This window comes from Desulfuromonas versatilis (assembly GCF_019704135.1).
Taxonomy (GTDB): domain Bacteria; phylum Desulfobacterota; class Desulfuromonadia; order Desulfuromonadales; family NIT-T3; genus Desulfuromonas_A; species Desulfuromonas_A versatilis.
The window spans coordinates 4,385,391-4,400,788 of the sequence record NZ_AP024355.1; the positions used below are offsets into that span (position 1 = coordinate 4,385,391).

The 15,398-nt window shown below is 64.9% G+C and carries 17 protein-coding genes; 12 read left to right on the top strand and 5 right to left on the bottom strand.

Annotation, left to right across the window (positions count from 1 at the left end; translation table 11 throughout):
• Positions 1–215 precede the first annotated feature (215 nt).
• Positions 216–578: a hypothetical protein gene (locus DESUT3_RS19665; RefSeq protein WP_221250194.1), complete on the bottom strand. Its 363-nt coding sequence runs from the start codon at positions 576–578 to the stop codon at positions 216–218.
• A 233-nt stretch (positions 579–811) separates the two neighbouring features.
• Here DESUT3_RS19665 and DESUT3_RS19670 point away from each other — a divergent pair, with 233 nt between their 5' ends.
• The 9 genes from DESUT3_RS19670 to DESUT3_RS19710 all read left to right on the top strand — a co-directional run bounded on the left by DESUT3_RS19670 (position 812) and on the right by DESUT3_RS19710 (position 5,365).
• On the top strand, positions 812–1,249 hold the full coding sequence (locus DESUT3_RS19670) for a TraR/DksA family transcriptional regulator (RefSeq protein WP_221250195.1): 438 nt from the start codon (positions 812–814) through the stop codon (positions 1,247–1,249).
• A gap of 26 nt (positions 1,250–1,275) precedes the next feature.
• Positions 1,276–1,455: a Rho termination factor N-terminal domain-containing protein gene (locus DESUT3_RS19675; protein WP_221250196.1), complete on the top strand. Its 180-nt coding sequence runs from the start codon at positions 1,276–1,278 to the stop codon at positions 1,453–1,455.
• Complete coding sequence (gene dctP, locus DESUT3_RS19680; RefSeq protein WP_221250197.1) at positions 1,434–2,159, top strand: TRAP transporter substrate-binding protein DctP; 726 nt, start codon at positions 1,434–1,436, stop codon at positions 2,157–2,159. Before DESUT3_RS19675 ends, dctP begins: the two co-directional genes overlap by 22 nt.
• Positions 2,156–2,392, top strand: a complete 237-nt coding sequence (locus DESUT3_RS19685; RefSeq protein WP_225911571.1) for a hypothetical protein — start codon at positions 2,156–2,158, stop codon at positions 2,390–2,392. Before dctP ends, DESUT3_RS19685 begins: the two co-directional genes overlap by 4 nt.
• Before the next feature lie 32 nt (positions 2,393–2,424).
• The gene (locus DESUT3_RS19690) at positions 2,425–2,925 is read left to right on the top strand and encodes an NUDIX hydrolase (protein WP_221250198.1); all 501 of its coding nucleotides are present in this window, start codon (positions 2,425–2,427) and stop codon (positions 2,923–2,925) included.
• Complete coding sequence (locus tag DESUT3_RS19695) at positions 2,922–3,425, top strand: SixA phosphatase family protein (protein ID WP_221250199.1); 504 nt, start codon at positions 2,922–2,924, stop codon at positions 3,423–3,425. The genes DESUT3_RS19690 and DESUT3_RS19695 overlap by 4 nt, the downstream gene beginning before the upstream one ends.
• A gap of 219 nt (positions 3,426–3,644) precedes the next feature.
• The gene (locus DESUT3_RS19700) at positions 3,645–4,346 is read left to right on the top strand and encodes an RNA polymerase sigma factor (protein WP_221250200.1); all 702 of its coding nucleotides are present in this window, start codon (positions 3,645–3,647) and stop codon (positions 4,344–4,346) included.
• Between the two features lie 51 nt (positions 4,347–4,397).
• Positions 4,398–4,799, top strand: a complete 402-nt coding sequence (locus tag DESUT3_RS19705; protein ID WP_221250201.1) for a hypothetical protein — start codon at positions 4,398–4,400, stop codon at positions 4,797–4,799.
• Positions 4,800–4,801: 2 nt separating this feature from the next.
• Positions 4,802–5,365 carry a cupredoxin domain-containing protein gene (locus tag DESUT3_RS19710; protein ID WP_221250202.1) on the top strand — a complete coding sequence of 188 codons (564 nt, stop codon included), beginning with the start codon at positions 4,802–4,804 and terminating at the stop codon, positions 5,363–5,365.
• A gap of 72 nt (positions 5,366–5,437) precedes the next feature.
• On the opposite strand, the gene DESUT3_RS19715 is transcribed toward DESUT3_RS19710, so the two are convergent.
• Positions 5,438–6,594 (bottom strand): IS3 family transposase gene (locus tag DESUT3_RS19715; protein WP_221248485.1). Its coding sequence is split into 2 segments (ribosomal slippage): positions 5,438–6,345 and positions 6,345–6,594, totalling 1,158 coding nucleotides; the frame shifts between segments, so codons are not numbered across the junction.
• Between the two features lie 555 nt (positions 6,595–7,149).
• Here DESUT3_RS19715 and DESUT3_RS19720 point away from each other — a divergent pair.
• On the top strand, positions 7,150–7,347 hold the full coding sequence (locus DESUT3_RS19720) for a hypothetical protein (protein WP_221250203.1): 198 nt from the start codon (positions 7,150–7,152) through the stop codon (positions 7,345–7,347).
• 30 nt (positions 7,348–7,377) lie between these two features.
• Here DESUT3_RS19720 and DESUT3_RS19725 read toward each other — a convergent pair whose 3' ends face one another.
• Positions 7,378–8,142 (bottom strand): glucose 1-dehydrogenase, encoded by a 765-nt coding sequence (locus DESUT3_RS19725; RefSeq protein ID WP_221250204.1) that lies wholly within the window; start codon positions 8,140–8,142, stop codon positions 7,378–7,380.
• Positions 8,139–9,443 (bottom strand): glutaredoxin family protein, encoded by a 1,305-nt coding sequence (locus DESUT3_RS19730; protein ID WP_221250205.1) that lies wholly within the window; start codon positions 9,441–9,443, stop codon positions 8,139–8,141. Before DESUT3_RS19730 ends, DESUT3_RS19725 begins: the two co-directional genes overlap by 4 nt.
• Before the next feature lie 445 nt (positions 9,444–9,888).
• On the opposite strand from DESUT3_RS19730, the gene DESUT3_RS19735 reads away from it, so the two are divergent.
• A complete protein-coding gene (locus DESUT3_RS19735) occupies positions 9,889–10,944 on the top strand; it encodes a peptidoglycan-binding domain-containing protein (RefSeq protein ID WP_221250206.1) in 1,056 nt (351 codons plus the stop codon).
• A gap of 84 nt (positions 10,945–11,028) precedes the next feature.
• Here the strand turns inward: DESUT3_RS19735 and DESUT3_RS19740 are convergent, their stop codons facing one another.
• Positions 11,029–12,045 carry a hypothetical protein gene (locus DESUT3_RS19740; protein WP_221250207.1) on the bottom strand — a complete coding sequence of 339 codons (1,017 nt, stop codon included), beginning with the start codon at positions 12,043–12,045 and terminating at the stop codon, positions 11,029–11,031.
• A gap of 482 nt (positions 12,046–12,527) precedes the next feature.
• Between DESUT3_RS19740 and ppc the strand changes: the two genes are divergently transcribed.
• Complete coding sequence (gene ppc, locus DESUT3_RS19745) at positions 12,528–15,323, top strand: phosphoenolpyruvate carboxylase (protein ID WP_221250208.1); 2,796 nt, start codon at positions 12,528–12,530, stop codon at positions 15,321–15,323.
• Positions 15,324–15,398: the final 75 nt, after the last annotated feature.

Consider the following 15,398-nt stretch of genomic DNA (forward strand, 5'->3'; position numbering starts at 1 on the left):
GGGGACGGGGCCAGCCTCAGTACATCAGGCTGCCCAGCCCCAGGGTGCGGCGAAAGTCCCACAGTCTCATGAAAAAGTCGTCGCAGCGCCCGGTGGCCGGCCACGTAACCCTGGTCAAGGGGGAGCGCTCGCGGCCCGCCGAGTACGCCTGCAACCTGCGGTAGGCGCACCCCAAAGGAGGGAGGGGATTTAAAGCCGCCAATAAAAATGGGGGCTTAGTGCGCCCCCTGCTTCATGTGGAGTAATTTCCCCTTGATTTCCCGAATGACGAAAATGGAAATGAAGGCGCGTATCCGCGCCTGGGGGCTGAGTTCGTGTAGTGCCTGGAGGTACATGGGACGGATCACCCTGCGAAATTCCGGAAACTGTTCGCCGAGGGCCTCGATCGCCGATTCATGCTGAACCTTCTCGGCTTCGTCGTTCACATCCAGCCAATCAGCCTGCCGGTTTTCCCTGTAGAAATCCGGCTGTACCTGTATCAATCTCGAATCCATACGCAAACCCCTGGAAACTATGGTTTTCATGAGGGTTGCGGGCCTGAAATTCTGTCCTTGGCAGATGCCCGCAAGGCTTTCCATGGAGAGAACTGCCTTCTACTGAAACCAATTTATAACCGATTCACTCCCAATTTCAACCCCAAATTGGCGCGCCGCAACCCTTGCCTGGCTCCCTGCGGGGCCGAGCGACCCGGCGCCCGGCCCGACACCCCGTATCGCAGCGCCGGCGGGCGCCACGAAAAATAAATCATTCCTTAATGCAGCCTTAATAATCGCCGGGAAAAATCTCTCCAACCCCAACCCGGGAGGAGCCCATGAGTGCGAGTCAACGCCAACCGTACCGCCCTGCGGAGGGCGAACGGTACATGAACCCCCGGCAGCTGGCCTACTTCAGGGAACTGCTGCTGGAGCAGAAGCGGGAACTGGAATTCCATTACCGGGAGTGTTCGGCCCGCATGCAGGCCGAGCATGCCCACCCGGCAGACCCCATCGACCAGGGAGTGCTGGCCACGGAGCGGGAGCTCGACTGCCAGAGGCGGCTGCGCAACCAGCGGTCGCTGGCGCGCATCGACGCGGCCCTGCAGCGCATCGACGACGGCAGCTTCGGCTACTGCGAAGAGACCGGGGAGCAGATCGGGCTGAAGCGGCTGCTGATCCAGCCCCTGGCCAACCTCTCCGTGGAAGCCCAGGAACATTTGGAACAACGGCAGCGGCTGATCAGGGCCAACGGCCTGCCGGTCTATCACTCATAACCGAAAGCATTCGCGAGGATCCCAACATGACGCTGGAACAAATCAGGAAGATCGCCAGGCAAAGGGGGGTGGCCCCCAGTCGGATGAAAAAGGCCGAGCTGATCCGGGCCGTGCAGCACGCCGAGGGCAATTACAGCTGTTTCGAGACCGGGCAGGCCGCCGCCTGCGCTCAACAGGAGTGCCTGTGGCGGCAGGACTGCCAGTGAGCCCCCTGGCCGCTTCCCGCCGCCCGGCAAGGCTTCGCAGCTGGCTGCTTCTACCGCTGCTGCTCGGGCTGTTCGGCCCGCCGGCAGCGGCGGCCGAGCAGCTGCGCATCGTCTACCAGGCGGCGGACGCCGCCGCCTGGACCCATCTGCTGCCGCGGCTGGCCGAGGAGGTACGGCTGCGCAGCGGGGGGCGGGTGGAGATCGCCTGGTCCGCGGCCCCGGCCGGGGAACAGGCGGCCACTGCTCTGGGCCGGATGCGCCGGGGTGAGATCGACGGCGCGCTGCTTTCCAGCGCCGCGCTCGGCCAGACCATCCCCGCCCTGCAACGCTTCGCGCTGCCGCTGGCCTTCCAGTCCATCGAGGAGCTGGATCTGGTCCGGGCCGACCTGGAACAGCCCTACCGCCAGGCCCTGGGTGCCGCCGGCCTGGAGGGCTTCGGTTGGATCGAAGCCGGTTTCCGCCCAGCGGCCGGTGCCTCCCCGGACTGGCGCTGCGCTTTCAGCACCCTGGTCATTTCCACTGCGCGGCTCGAGGCCTTGGCGCCGGCGAACCGGGAGCAGTTGTTCGCCACCCTGCTGCGGGCCAGCAGTTTCGTCGACCGGCTGAACCGTCTGGCCAACCTGGCAGCCCGGGAGGCACCGCCGCAACAACGCCTGGCCGGCCTTTCCGGCCTGGCTCCGCAGATCGCCGGGCAGCCGCGATGAACCAGGTGCGCATCGGCAGCTGGAACGAGCTGCAGGACCAGCTGTTCGCCGACTCCTGGAACCCCGATCTGGGCCGCTTCCGCTCCCGGCTCGCCTTTCGCGGCCTCTCCGACGCCGGCTACCCCCTGGCCACCACTCTGGAGCGGCTGGGCGGGGAGTTCACCAGCCTGGAGCGCCATTACAGCCCCAGCAGTGCCAAACAGCCCGCCCTTCGCGCCGTGGCCGGCTGGTAGCCGCCCTCCCATTTTCGTTTCCGGATGCTAGAATGGAAGCAGTTGCAGAAACCGCTGATTATCTCAAGTTGACCATGGAAAAACCCGAGTGGTTCTTCAGACAATCCGGCGTCATCCCCTACCGCTGGCACCAGGGACAGCTGCAGGTGCTGCTGGTCACCACCCGGCGCCGCCGGCACTGGATCATCCCCAAGGGGATCATCGAACCGGACATGTCGCCGGCCGAGTCGGCGGTCAACGAGGCCTGGGAGGAGGCCGGCCTGCGCGGCAGCCTGCACCGCCTCGCCGTGGGTGAATACCGTTACGCCAAGTGGGGCGGCATGTGCACGGTGCAGGTGTTTCTGTTCAGGGTGGCACAGATCGAGGAGGACTGGCCCGAGGCCGGAATCCGCTGGCGCCAGTGGCTGAGCGTGGAAGAGGCGGCGCACCGGGTGCGGGAGCCGGAAATGGGACGCATCCTCGAGCGGCTCCCCTGGCTGGTGAGCCAGTCCGACACCGAGGATAACCTGCTGGGGACGGGTGAAACGCCATGAAACGACTGACCCTGATCCGCCATGGCAAATCGAGCTGGAAGGACCCCGACCTGGACGATATCGAGCGCCCGCTGAACAAGCGGGGCAAGCAGGATGCACCCCTGATGGGCGAGCGGCTGGCCCGCAGGGGGCACCTGCCCGACATCATCCTCAGCAGCCCCGCCAAGCGCGCCCGCAAGACCGCCGAGGCCATCGCCGAGAAGCTCGGCATCCCATCCAGCAAGCAGATCCTCGAAAGAGCCATCTACGCGGCCGAACCCTCCGAGCTGCTGGCCCTGGTCCGCCGCCTGGAAGAGGACTGGCAGCACGTCTTTCTGGTCGGCCACAATCCCGGCTTCACCGAGCTCGGCAACCTGCTGGCCGACTGCGGCCTGGACAACCTGCCGACCTGCGGCGTGCTCTGCCTCGACTTCGATGTCCCCACCTGGAAGGAGGTCGCCCCCCACGGCGGCACCCTGGTCTTTCTCGATTATCCGAAAAATCCCGCCGCGGACGGATAATCCGCGCCCTAATCCCGGCAGGCCCCCTGCCCTCCGTGCAGCCTGGCGCAGCCCCAGCTCCCCTCCCAGGGAGGTGCGCCGACGCTCGTCGCAACAGCTCCCTTCTCCACCCACACCCCATCTTGGCCATCCCGTCCCCATGGCGCTAAAATTTTACCGGGAACCTTTTTCCTTTTCGGCGCATCTTTGAGGTGAAACAGCAAAAAAGGAGACGTGCACATGGCAGTGTCAGGCCCAACCCGCTCTACTCTCGACGCCGCCTCGGATCAGGAGGTGGTGGCCCGCATCCGCCAGGATGACGGCGCCGGCTTCGAACTGATCATGCGCCGCTACAACCGGCGCCTCTACCGCATCGCGCGGGGCGTCCTGCGCGACGAGGCCGAGGCCGAGGACGCGGTTCAGGAGGCCTATGTGAGCGCTTATCAGAACCTGGGGCAATTCGCGGGGACCGGTCCGCTTGGGGCCTGGCTGGCCAGAATCACCGTCAACGAGGCGCTGGGGCGCCTGCGGCGGCGAACGGCCGAGAGCCGCGGGCTGTCGCTGGACGACCCGCAGCAGGCAGAGGGGGCGAATTTCATGGCTGAACTGACCTCACCCGGGCCCAGCCCGGAACAGCAGACCGCACGGGGAGAATTCCGCCGCGTGCTCGAAGCGGCCATCGACGCCCTGCCCGAAGCCTACCGCCTGGTCTTTGTGCTGCGCGGGGTCGAAGAGCTGTCGGTGGCCGAAACCGCAGAGTGCCTGGAGGTGGAGCCGGCCACGGTCAAGACCCGCTACCACCGGGCCCGCAAGCTCTTGCAGCAGCACCTCGCCGGGTTGGTGCAGGCCACCGCCGGCGAGGCCTTCCCCTTCGCCGGGGAGCGCTGCGACCGGATTGTCGCCGGAGTGTTCCGACGCCTCGGCCTCTGCCCGCCAGGATGAAGCCGTGCCCGGTCGCCTCAGAGACAATTCACAAGGAAAGGGGAACTCGTCATGAGAAAACTGCTTGCCATCGTCGTCGTTCTGCTGGCCCTGGCCGCCACCGCCGGTGCGGGCGGCAGCAAGGCCCCACCGGACGCTTCCTACAAAAAAGTCAGCGACTTGGTGCCGCTGCCGGAATTCCTGCCGGGGATGGGAACCCTCTACGTACAGCCCGCCACCCTGCCCGTCGGCCCGTTTCTCGCCTACGACCGGGAAGGGACGCTGGTTTCCACCATCTACATGGTCCCCCTGGAAGAGATGCAGCAGCACAATGCCTTCACCGGACTGGCGGTGGGCAGCGACCAGGTCGAGAAGGTCGACCTGAGCTACAACGCCGGCCACCCCGGCGTGGAGGCGCCCCATTATCACGTGACCATCTGGCACGTCGACCCCGCCAGAGCCAAGGTGAAATAGCCATGCTCAGTCGACGCGCACTGCTCCAGGCCGGCGGCCTCTGGCTGGCCGGCCTCTGGCTGGCCGGCCTGGCGCTCGGCCGCCCGGGCTGGAGCGCAGCGCCGCCGGAGGTCGTCGAGATCCACATGCGCAGCGATCCGAGCGGCGCCCATGTCGCCTTCGACCCCGTCGGCCTGCTGATCCGCCCCGGCCAGCGGGTGCGCTGGGTCAACGACGGCCACAACGTACACACCGCCACCGCCTACCATCCCGACAACGCCCGCCACCCCCTGCGCATCCCGGCCGGGGCCACGCCCTGGGACTCGGGCTACCTGCTCCATCCCGGCGACAGCTTCGAACTTCAGCTCACCGTCGAAGGAATCTACGATTACTACTGCGCGCCCCACGAAGCGGCCGGCATGGTCGGCCGGATCGTCGTCCTCAGCCCGGGGCGCCACCCCTCCGCCCTTCCGGAACCCTATCCGGACGATGCCGGAAACCCGGCCTGGGAAAAGGTCCCACCGGCCGCATTGGCTAATTTTCCTGCGGTAGAAACTATCCTTCGCGATGGGGGGATGAGGAACTGAGAGCTATTGTGGGTCGATTAGAAAAATGGAAAAGAACGTTTATATTTAGGCTGCGGTTGAACTTTGAAGTGGTCAACTATTTCCGGACAGTAAAATAGGATTTTTTTCCGCGACAGCAGGAGCACGCCCGCCATTTCTCTGATGGGGGCGGTACCAGTTGTAATAATCCATAAGATATCGGCCAATATCCTTTTGGGCCTCATCGAAAGATGTGTAACCGGCTGAAGGCATCCATTCACTTTTATAGCTGCGAAACACACGCTCCATCGGTGCGTTGTCCCAGCAGTTGCCCCGCCGGCTCATGCTCTGTTTTATCCGATAACGCCATAAGCGTTGGCGAAATGATTTGCTGGCATATTGACAGCCTTGATCTGAGTGAAACGTCACAGCCGTAGGCTGCCCGCGCAACTGGTAAGCATGGTCAAGTGCCGCAATAGTTAAATCGGCATCGACTTTTTCAGACAGACTCCAACCAACGACTCGGCGGCTGTACAGATCCAGGATCACGGCGAGATATATCCATCGCCCTTGTGCCCAGACATAAGTGATATCGCCACACCAGACCTGGTTTGGCTGCTGAACATCGAACTGTCGATCTAAGTGATTCGGTATGTCCGGCCTCTCAACTTTTGCCACTTTGTAGGCGGGTGGCCTGGGTTGTTTACTGACGAGATTAGCTTCTTTCATCAGCCGCCGAACTTTAAAGCGCCCGACAATTTCACCGTCTTGGCGTAGCTTGCTCATAATGCTTCGGCTGCCTGCGGACTGGCGACTTTTGTTGAATATTTCAGTAGCTTTAGCGCGCAACCGCAAACGCTCGACATCAATTTTTTTGCGGCGATCCCGATAGTCGTAATAGCTCGAACGGGGAATTTCCAATAATGAACACAGCTGCTGGACGTTTCCATGCTCCCTTAAGTGGTCGATCAGCGCGAAGATTTTAGATCGTCCGACATTAAGAGAGCGGTAGCCTTTTTTAGGATCGATTTCTCTCTTTCCAGTTTTCTGACTTGTTCCTCTAGCTCTTGGATTCGTTGTTGCTCGGGTGTCAACGCCTGTGCTTTCGGTGTCACTCCGCCATATTCGCCCTGAAGCTGTTTAACCCAGCGGCTCATGGCCGTTGACCCGACACCTGTCGCACGACAGGCTTCGGCTATTGAATAGCCCTGATCCACAACAAGTCCGGCGGCTTCGCGTTTGAACTCTTTGGTAAAGGTCCGTCTTCCCATAACTCTGAACACTCCTTGAAGGTGGCTCAATATACCACCTTAGTTGGTGTCCGGGGTTAGTAGACCACTTCACTTAGCCCCCCGGAACCTAAAAAACAACTGATGGGAAGAGTAGAGAACAGGTTTAACCCTGCCCTCCCTCATCAAACCGTGCATGCGGATTTCCCGCACACGGCTTTCCGATGTTCTTCACTGCAAGGCATGCGCTTTCTTCCAACCCCCTGTTGTGGGCACTTTGTACAGGTTATATTTCTCATACAGCAACCTGCTGGGAAATCTGATGTGCCCTGACTTCCTATCTCTTACCTTGTGTCATCTGCGCTGATGGGTCCTCAACCGCTCCACACGAAGCTTTAACCGCCGCGTAATCGGCGGTTAACGGCAGTGCCCTATATCTTCAGCGCTTAGGCTCGGATTGCGCTCCGATTATCCACAAGAGGCTTCATTTCTGGTGCCGGGAAGGGGCCTCGGCGTTTCTCGAGGCTCATTCGCAGCAGCCCGCCGCTGGCGGCCGGGCCTGCGCCTGATCAAGACAACCCGCAAAGGAGAAAACCCATGGAAGTATGGAAGGATTGCCTGGCCGCCGGCCGCAAAGGCGGATGGCTGAACCGGCTGCTGGAGCGCCGGATGGTTCGTGAGGGAAAAGACGCCGGACAGGAGCAGGACTGGCGCGCGCTCATCGGCGAGCTGAGCCGGGAGTGCGACGAGCTGCGCCGGCGGATGGGCGAGGCCGAACTGGAAGAGGCGGTCTGAGGGGGAAACGGCTCGGGGCGCGGCGCAGGGCTACTCGTCCAGGTAGATCATCTTGCGGGTCATGCCGCCGTCGACCACGAAGTCCTGCCCGGTGACGAAGCCGCTCGCCGGCGAGGCGAGATAGACGGCCAACTCCGCCACATCGCCGGGGTTCCCGACCCGACCGGCGGGGTGCTGCAGGCGGTCGGCCTCGCTGTGCCGGGGCGTCTGCCGGCGGCTTTTTTGCTGCCAGTCGCCGACCTCGATCCACCCCGGGCTGATGCAGTTGACCCGCACCTCGGGGCCGAGGCTGACCGCCAGGGCATGGGTCAGGGCCACCAGCCCCCCCTTGGAGGCGGCGTAGCTCTCGGTGTCGGGCTCGCTCATGCGCGCCCGGGTCGAGGCGATGTTGACGATCGCGCCCCGGCTCCGCCGCAGCGCGGCGGCGCAGGCCCGGGCGCAGAGAAAGGGACCGGTGAGGTTGGTGGCGAGCACCCGGTTCCATTCGGCCACTGAAAGCTCTTCGAGGGGTTTGCGGAGCATGATGGCGGCATTGTTGACCAGGATGTCGACGCCCCCCCAGAAGCCTCCGGCCGCTTCGGCCATGGCCGCCACCGAGGCCGGCTCCGCCACATCGGTCTGAACAAAACGCACCTCACCCAGCGCGGCGAATTCCGCCGCCGTCTCCTCGCCCGCCGCGCGGTCGAACTCGGCCAGCACCACGCGCGCCCCCTCCTGCAGAAAGCGCTGCGCGATCCCCTTGCCGATCCCCTGCCCCGCGCCGGTGATCACCGCCACCCTGCCCTTGAGCCTCATTGCCCCATCCTCCCCTGACCTGCCCTTTTCTCCAGTTGCCTGCAAACTACCACGATCACCCCGGCGGCCGCCAGGGCCAATGCCAGCAGCGCCACCGCGGTGAGCAGGTTATTGAGCAGCGCGGGCCGCGCCAATAGCACCGCGCCGAGCAGCAGCATCATCAGCCCCGAAACCAGCTTGAGCACCCGGCCGTGCCACTCGCTGAGCTTTTTCGAGCCCAGGGTGAGGGTGAACGCCAGCACAATGACCAGCAGCGGCACCACGTAGACCAGGTTGTACAGGGCGAGAAAGGCGTAGTGCTGCCAGCCGGCCAGATCGTGCAGGGTCAGCACCCGGGTGTAGACCATGGGAAACCCCGCCGTGCACAGCAGCTCGTAGCTGTTGGCCGCCACCGCCAGCACCACCGTGCCGAACAGAATGCTGGAGGTGCGGCCGGCCTGGAGCAGGCCGCGCATCCGCTGGAACAGCCGGGGCTTGGCCCCCTCGGGGATGGACAGGGAGAGGCCCCGGTGGAAGAAGAAAAAGTCCTTGATGTTGATCGCCGCGACCACCAGCGCCACCACCCCGGCCAGCGCCGTGATGGCCCGCAGCTGCCCGGCGAGCAGAAACAGGTTGAGCCAGGCGCTCATGAACAGAAAGTAGATCAGCCCCGAGAAACAGACGAAGGTCCCGCCCACCAGCAGCATGGTCCGGCGGCGTTTGGCGTGGACCAGCAGGCTGAGCAGGAAAAACAGCACGAAGAAGGCGCAGGGGTTGAAGCTGTCGAGCAGCCCCAGGACCACGGTGAACAGCGGCAGGGAGAGGGCGTCGGCGTCCAGGGCGCCGAGCAGCGGGACCTCGACCCGCGGCGGCTCTTCCCCGCCAAGCGCGGCGGGGCGCTCCGGCCGGGAAGGCGGGGCCTCCGCCGCGGCCGGTCCCGGCAGCGGATCGGGGCAGCCCTCGGCGAGGCAGCGCACCACCTGCTCCTCGATCTCCCCGGCCACCGCTGCGGAAAACCCGGACCAGACCCGGCCGCCGATGGCGATGGTCGGGGTGCTCACCAGGGAACTGCCCGCGGCCTTGGAAAGCTGCACCATCAGGTCGAAGTGCTCACGGCTGCTCCATACGTCATACTGCTGGATCCGCAGCTGCGGGTAGCGGCTGCGCAGCGTTTCGAGAAACGGCGTCGCCTCGGCACAATGGGGGCAGGCCTGGGTCCAGAAATAATGCAGCCGGACCTCGCCGCTACCGCCTTGTGCCAACACCCGGCAGGGAAGAATCAGCAGAACCAGAAAAAGCAGCCGCCAGCAGGGTACGCGCATGGACTCCCCCGGAATTCCCTGAATGCAATTAAAAACCTATCATAAAAAATCCGCCGGCGAAACACCTTCTCGGCGCCGGAGGCTATCCACAAGGGCCGAAGGGAACCCCCCGCAATCACAGAAAACAGCAGAGCGAACTACCTATTAATTAAAGAAAAGGCGCTTAATTGTCATACCTTGGTGTGATACAAAAATCCAACAATACCACACTTGACAAATGGGGAATTGCAGGTTTAATCGAAACAGATAAAAGGGATTTAAAAGGTATTTTTAATCAAGGCTGGTAGCCTGCCAAGGGAAGACTCCCTGCAGGTTCCCCGTATTTTGGGCAAACCCCCAAGATGGAGGCGAAAACATGAACGGCAAATGGATATGGACCTGGACACCGATCGCGGTCGCAATGTTTGCCTTGGCGGCCTGCGGCACCCCGCAAAAAACGGCTCATATGGCGGCTATGGACACCCAGCGCGCCCAGCTCGAATCCCGCGAAGCGGAACTGAGCAGCATGCAGTCGCAGATCGCTGCGCGGGAGAACCAGCTGGCCCAGCAGCAGGCCCAGCTCGAGCGGCAGATGCGCGAGGCCCGTTCCATGTCCGCCGAGTCCAGGCCGGCCACCATGAGCAGCGGCGAGGCCATGCTGCCGCCCAACGCCAACCCGGGCGAATGCTTCGCCCGAGTCTTCGTCCCCCCCAAATACTCCACGGTGAGCCAGACCGTGCTGAAGCAGGATGCCGGGCAGCGGGTGGAAGTCATCCCCGCCAGGTACGAAACCGTCAAGGAACAGGTCCTGGTGCAGGAAGCCTCGCAGAAGCTCGAGGTGGTTCCCGCCCAGTACGATTGGGTTGAGGAGCAGGTGATGGTCAAGCCCGCCACCAAGCGCCTGGTGCAGGTGCCCGCCAAGTATGAGACGGTGACCGAGAAGGTGATGGTCAAGCCGGCCCACACGGTGTGGAAAAAGGGGACCGGTCCCATCCAGCGCATCGACCAGGCCACCGGCGAGATCATGTGCCTGGTGGATGTGCCCGCCGAGTACAAGACGGTTTCCAAGCAGGTGCTGAAAGCCCCGGCCACCACCAAGGAGATCGAGGAGCCGGCGGTGTTCAAGACCGTCAAGAAGCAGGTGATGGTCAAGGCGCCGACCACCCGCGTGGTCGAGATCCCCGCCAAGTACAACACGGTGACGGTGACCAAGATGGTCTCTCCGCCGCAGGAAAATCGCATCGACATCCCCGCCGAATACCAGACCGTGACCAAGCAGGTTCTGGAGGCCGAGGGACACATGGAGTGGCGTGAAATCCTCTGCAAGACCAACATGACCCCGGGGATGATCAGCAACATCCAGCAGGCGCTGCAGAAGGCCGGCTACAACCCCGGCCCGATCGACGGCGTGGTCGGTTCGCAGACCATGATGGCGGTCAACAGCTTCCAGCGCGACAAGGGGCTGGTGGTGACCGACAACCTGACCATGAACACCATCCGGGCGCTGGGCGTGAACCCGTAGCCTGAACCCGAGCTCATCCGCAGCAAAGCAAAAAGGGGCTCCCATCGCGGGTGCCCCTTTTTGCTGCGTCTTTGGATTGGGGGCTCAGCCGCCCCAGCCCACCTTCTGCAGTCGGCGATCCGCCAGGTAGGTCCCCTCGCGCAGGATCCGGCCCAGCTGGTAGCCGCGCTCGAACAACTGCTCCTCACCCATGCCGGTGGTGGCGACCATCAGCGATACCAGGTCGGCGCCGCACAGCTGGTCGCTGCACTGGCTCAGCCGATCGAGCAGCGCCGGCAGCCCGAGCTGCTCGGCCCAGGCCATGACCATGAGCATGGAGGCGCCGTACAGGTCGGACTCCAGACCCATCTCGTAGCCGTTCTCCTGCGACCAGGAGAACAGCTGGCTGCGCACCCGGGGGTCGCCGAGCACGGTCCCCACCTTGCGGGTTGCCAAAAACCGCTGCAGCGAGGAGGAGTTCTCCCGGCGGGCGAAACCCTTGGCGAGGATCTCGCACACCCCCTCGATGAACCAGCGGGTGTGGTAGGAGGGGCGGCCGTCGATGTCGTGGGCCAGGTTGGGGATGCCCGCCAGCACGTCGTGACCCAGTTCGTGGGGGATGGTGTCGTAGATCAGCTCGGCCAGGTCGGCCGAACCGTAGGGGCCCAGCAGCTGCTCGCCGCGGCGCAGCAGCGCCAGGCGCACCTCGCTCCAGTGGGAATCGGCCGGGTAGCTGGCCTCGAAGGTGTAGGAGAGCGGAATGCTGTCGAGCTCGATCAGGTAGATCAAGACCCCCTTGTCGAGGCTGCGGCCGGTGGCGGTCTCGAGGTAGTCGTAGCTGCGCCGGACGATCCGGGCGATTTCATCGAGGCCGCGCCCCTGGGGGTTGTCGAGGTTGGTCACCACCTGCAGCCGGCGGCCCCGGCCGAGATCGAAGTCATGGCGCTCGATCCCCTCCATCTGCTCGGGGCTGATATTCACTGCCGGGTACGGACGGCCCGAGGGGTCGAGGGAGACCACCTGCTGGGAAAAGGAAACGCCGAGCGGCGGAATTTCCGCGGCGGCCAACACGGGACTGCCCAGGGCGAGCAGGGCGGCCGTGATGAGAACGAATTGCTTCATGGTGATTCTCCTCGCTCCGGAGGGGAGCACTCATACTTTCGTGGCAGAAAAATTCTGCCGGTTAATCAGCCGGTTAACCGGCGTCCTCGGACTGGAAAGATCCAAGAATCGTGCCGATGCCCCGGGGGAGTTTGCTCGAAACAACCAGGCCCCGGGTCGCTGGCCGGCCCCGGGACTTGAGCGGATGTCGCCCCCCCGCGACCAAGCCGGGTCATTTCAGGGGATTGGCGCGGGTCCGAGAGAAAATGTTTATTGGAAAAACATAGGATTAATTCTCCCAAATTACGCCTATCTATCTGAATTACTGTCGCTTTTTTCGTCTGACAGTCTGCCACAAAAGCGCCTTCGGCGTCAATTCGGGCAGGTTTGCCAAAATATTGAGCCGGGACCGGGGGCTCGCCGAGGGGGCCCTCGTGCAATGGCCGAAACAGCGGGTAAACTTTTATCTGAATCCCTGGACCGGCCTGAAAGAGGAGTTGACGATGACTGACCCGGAGCTGTTCTGGAGCGCGGGCGACCAGAACGAGAGACTGCAGGAGCTGACCAGCGACGATCCCCGCGCCAAGGAGCTGCCGCTGCGGCGGGACGTCCGCTCGCTGGGCAGACTGCTCGGCGTGGTGATCAAGGAGCAGGCCGGGCAGGCCGTGTTCGACGCCGAGGAGCACCTGCGGCGCCTGGCGATCCGCCACCGGGAGCTGGAAAGCGATCTGGGCGAAGCGGCCCCGGAGGATCCGGCCGAGCGGGAACTGCTGCGCGAGGCGGCGGCCGCCATCGCCCGGATGAGCGAGGCCGAGGCCTACCAGATCACCAAGGCCTTCTCCACCTTTTTCGAGCTGACCAACCTTGCCGAAACCATGCACCGCAAGCGGCGCAGCCGCGCCCACCTGGTGGCCCGGGCGCCGCAGAAGCCGGGCCGGCTGCGGGCCACCCTGCAGCGTATGCGCCAGGCCGGCATCGACGCCCCCACGGCCCTGGGCTGGCTGGGCCGGGTAGAGGCGGTGCCGGTGTTCACCGCCCACCCCACCGAGGTGGCGCGGCGGGTGGTGCTCTACAAGCGCCGGCGCATCGCCGACGAGCTGGAGAAGCTCGACCGGCTGCCGCTGGGAGAGGAGCAGGTGGCCGAGAGCCAGGAGGCGATGCTCGCCGAAATCACCGCGCTCTGGCAGTCGGACGAGGTGCGCCGGCAGAAGCCGACGGTGCATGACGAGATCCTCATGGGGCTCGACCATTACACGGTATCCCTGCTCCCGCCCATCGCGGCCTTCTACGAGGAGCTGGCCCGGGACTTCCGCGCGGTCTACGGGGGTGATCTGGAGGCTGCCGAACTGCCCACCGTGGTGCGCTTCGGCTCCTGGATCGGCGGCGACCGCGACGGCAACCCCTACGTCAGCGCCGAGAGCACCCGCGACGCGCTGCAGCAGGCCCGGGAGCTGATTCTCTCCAACTACCTGGATGCGGTGGAGAAACTGCGCCGGCTCCTGACCCCCTCCACCTACCGGATGGGCGACCAGGCGCTGCTGCGCAAGGGCCTCGCCGAATTCGCCGAGAAATTCCCCGAAGCGGCCCGCGAGGCCGATGCCCTGCCCCCCTCGGAACCCTACCGACGCCTGCTGACCATGATCCGCCACCGGCTGCGCCTGGCGCTGCTCGATCCCGCCGCGCCTGGGGCCTACCCCGACGCCGCGGCTTTCGGCGACGACCTGGCTCTTCTTGCCAGAAGCCTGCGCCTGCAGGGGGGCGAGCGGCTCGCCCGGCGCCTGGTGGAGCCGCTGCGGCGCAAACTAGGCACCTTCGGCTTTCACCTGCACACCCTCGACATCCGCCAGCACGCCAAGGTTCACGCCCGGGCGGTGGCCGAACTGGCCGCCGGCGCCGGGCATGCCGCCAACCCCGCCGAGCCCCTGCCGCCGGCCGCCTCGCCGCAGACCGCCGAACTGCTCGAGACCCTGCGGGCCCTGGCCCGGCTCAAGCGGGAGTTCCCCCCGCAGGCGCTGCGCAGCTACGTCATCAGCGGCGCCGGCTCGGTGCAGGACGTCCTCTCGCTGGTCTGGCTCATGGAGTTGTGCGGCATCTCGGTAGCCGGCCGCCAGGATCCCGCCGACCCGGGACTGATGCCGGTGCCCCTGTTCGAATCCATCGAGGATTTGCGCAACGCCCCGGAGATCTGCCGCACCCTCTGGAGCAGCCCGGACTACGCCCCGTACCTCGACTCCTGGGGGCGCTGGCAGGAGGTCATGCTCGGCTACTCGGATTCCAACAAGGACGGCGGCATGCTCACCAGCACCTGGGAGATCTACAAGGCCCACCGCGCCCTGCACCAGGTGGCCGAGCAGTGCCGGGTCAGGCTGCGGCTGTTCCACGGCCGCGGCGGCACGGTGGGCCGCGGCGGGGGCCCTACCCACCGGGCGATCATCGCCCAACCGGCCGGCGCCTTCACCGGCGCCTTCAAGCTGACCGAGCAGGGCGAGGTGATCAACTTCAAGTACTCCGACCCGGCCCTGGCCCAGCGCAACCTCGAACTGATGGTGGCCGCCTCCCTGGAGGCGCTGACCCGCACCGGGCTGGTCGAACCGGTGCCCGATCCCGCCTGGGAGCAGGCCATGGAGGAGATGTCCGCCGCGGCCTTCGCCTGCTACCGGGAGCAGATCGCCGACAACCCGGAGATCCTGCCCTATTTCGAGCAGGCCACCCCGGTGCTCGAGTTCGAGCTGGCGCGCATCGGCTCGCGCCCCTCGCGCCGCAGCCAGGGGCGCAGCCTCGACGATCTGCGCGCCATCCCCTGGGGTTTCGGCTGGATCCAGAGCCGCCTGCTGATCCCGGCCTGGTTCGGCGTCGGCAGCGCCTTCGAGGGCTTCGCCTCCCGCGGCGAAGCGCAGCGGGAGCTGCTGCGCACCATGATGCGGCGCTTCCCGATCTTCTTCGACATGGTGCGCAATGTCGAGATGGCCCTGGCCAAGGTCGACCTCCCCCTGGCCCGGGCCTATTCCGGCCTGGTCGCCGACGCCGGGCTGCGCCGGCGGGTCTTTGACCTGCTGGTCGATGAATTCCGCCGCACCCGGCGGATGGTCCTCGAAATCACCGGCCAGCAGCGCCTGCTGCAGACCAACCCCGATCTGGCCCATTCCCTGCGCCTGCGCAACCCCTACGTCGACCCGATGAGCCTGATCCAGATCGAGCTGCTGCGCCGCAAGCGCGCCGGCAAGGCCTCGGAGGAGCTCGACTATGTGCTCGCCGCCACCATCAGCGGTATCGCCGCCGGGCTGCGCAACACCGGCTGAGCCGCGCCCGGACCCCTCGCTCCGGCGCGAAATATGCATCGAACAAGGACATTTTCCGGCGCAGGCCGGAGCGGC

Excerpts from the sequence above, each read along its gene's own strand:
- DESUT3_RS19735 (WP_221250206.1), top strand. The coding sequence starts at position 9,889 with ATGGCGGCTATGGACACCCAGCGCGCCCAGCTCGAATCCCGCGAAGCG.
- DESUT3_RS19720 (WP_221250203.1), top strand. The coding sequence starts at position 7,150 with ATGGAAGTATGGAAGGATTGCCTGGCCGCCGGCCGCAAAGGCGGATGG.
- DESUT3_RS19665 (WP_221250194.1), bottom strand. The coding sequence starts at position 578 with ATGGAAAGCCTTGCGGGCATCTGCCAAGGACAGAATTTCAGGCCCGCA.
- DESUT3_RS19705 (WP_221250201.1), top strand. The coding sequence starts at position 4,398 with ATGAGAAAACTGCTTGCCATCGTCGTCGTTCTGCTGGCCCTGGCCGCC.
- ppc (WP_221250208.1), top strand. The coding sequence starts at position 12,528 with ATGACTGACCCGGAGCTGTTCTGGAGCGCGGGCGACCAGAACGAGAGA.
- DESUT3_RS19690 (WP_221250198.1), top strand. The coding sequence starts at position 2,425 with ATGGAAGCAGTTGCAGAAACCGCTGATTATCTCAAGTTGACCATGGAA.
- DESUT3_RS19740 (WP_221250207.1), bottom strand. The coding sequence starts at position 12,045 with ATGAAGCAATTCGTTCTCATCACGGCCGCCCTGCTCGCCCTGGGCAGT.
- DESUT3_RS19710 (WP_221250202.1), top strand. The coding sequence starts at position 4,802 with ATGCTCAGTCGACGCGCACTGCTCCAGGCCGGCGGCCTCTGGCTGGCC.
- DESUT3_RS19670 (WP_221250195.1), top strand. The coding sequence starts at position 812 with ATGAGTGCGAGTCAACGCCAACCGTACCGCCCTGCGGAGGGCGAACGG.
- DESUT3_RS19730 (WP_221250205.1), bottom strand. The coding sequence starts at position 9,443 with ATGCGCGTACCCTGCTGGCGGCTGCTTTTTCTGGTTCTGCTGATTCTT.
- DESUT3_RS19700 (WP_221250200.1), top strand. The coding sequence starts at position 3,645 with ATGGCAGTGTCAGGCCCAACCCGCTCTACTCTCGACGCCGCCTCGGAT.
- DESUT3_RS19685 (WP_225911571.1), top strand. The coding sequence starts at position 2,156 with ATGAACCAGGTGCGCATCGGCAGCTGGAACGAGCTGCAGGACCAGCTG.
- DESUT3_RS19695 (WP_221250199.1), top strand. The coding sequence starts at position 2,922 with ATGAAACGACTGACCCTGATCCGCCATGGCAAATCGAGCTGGAAGGAC.
- DESUT3_RS19675 (WP_221250196.1), top strand. The coding sequence starts at position 1,276 with ATGACGCTGGAACAAATCAGGAAGATCGCCAGGCAAAGGGGGGTGGCC.
- DESUT3_RS19725 (WP_221250204.1), bottom strand. The coding sequence starts at position 8,142 with ATGAGGCTCAAGGGCAGGGTGGCGGTGATCACCGGCGCGGGGCAGGGG.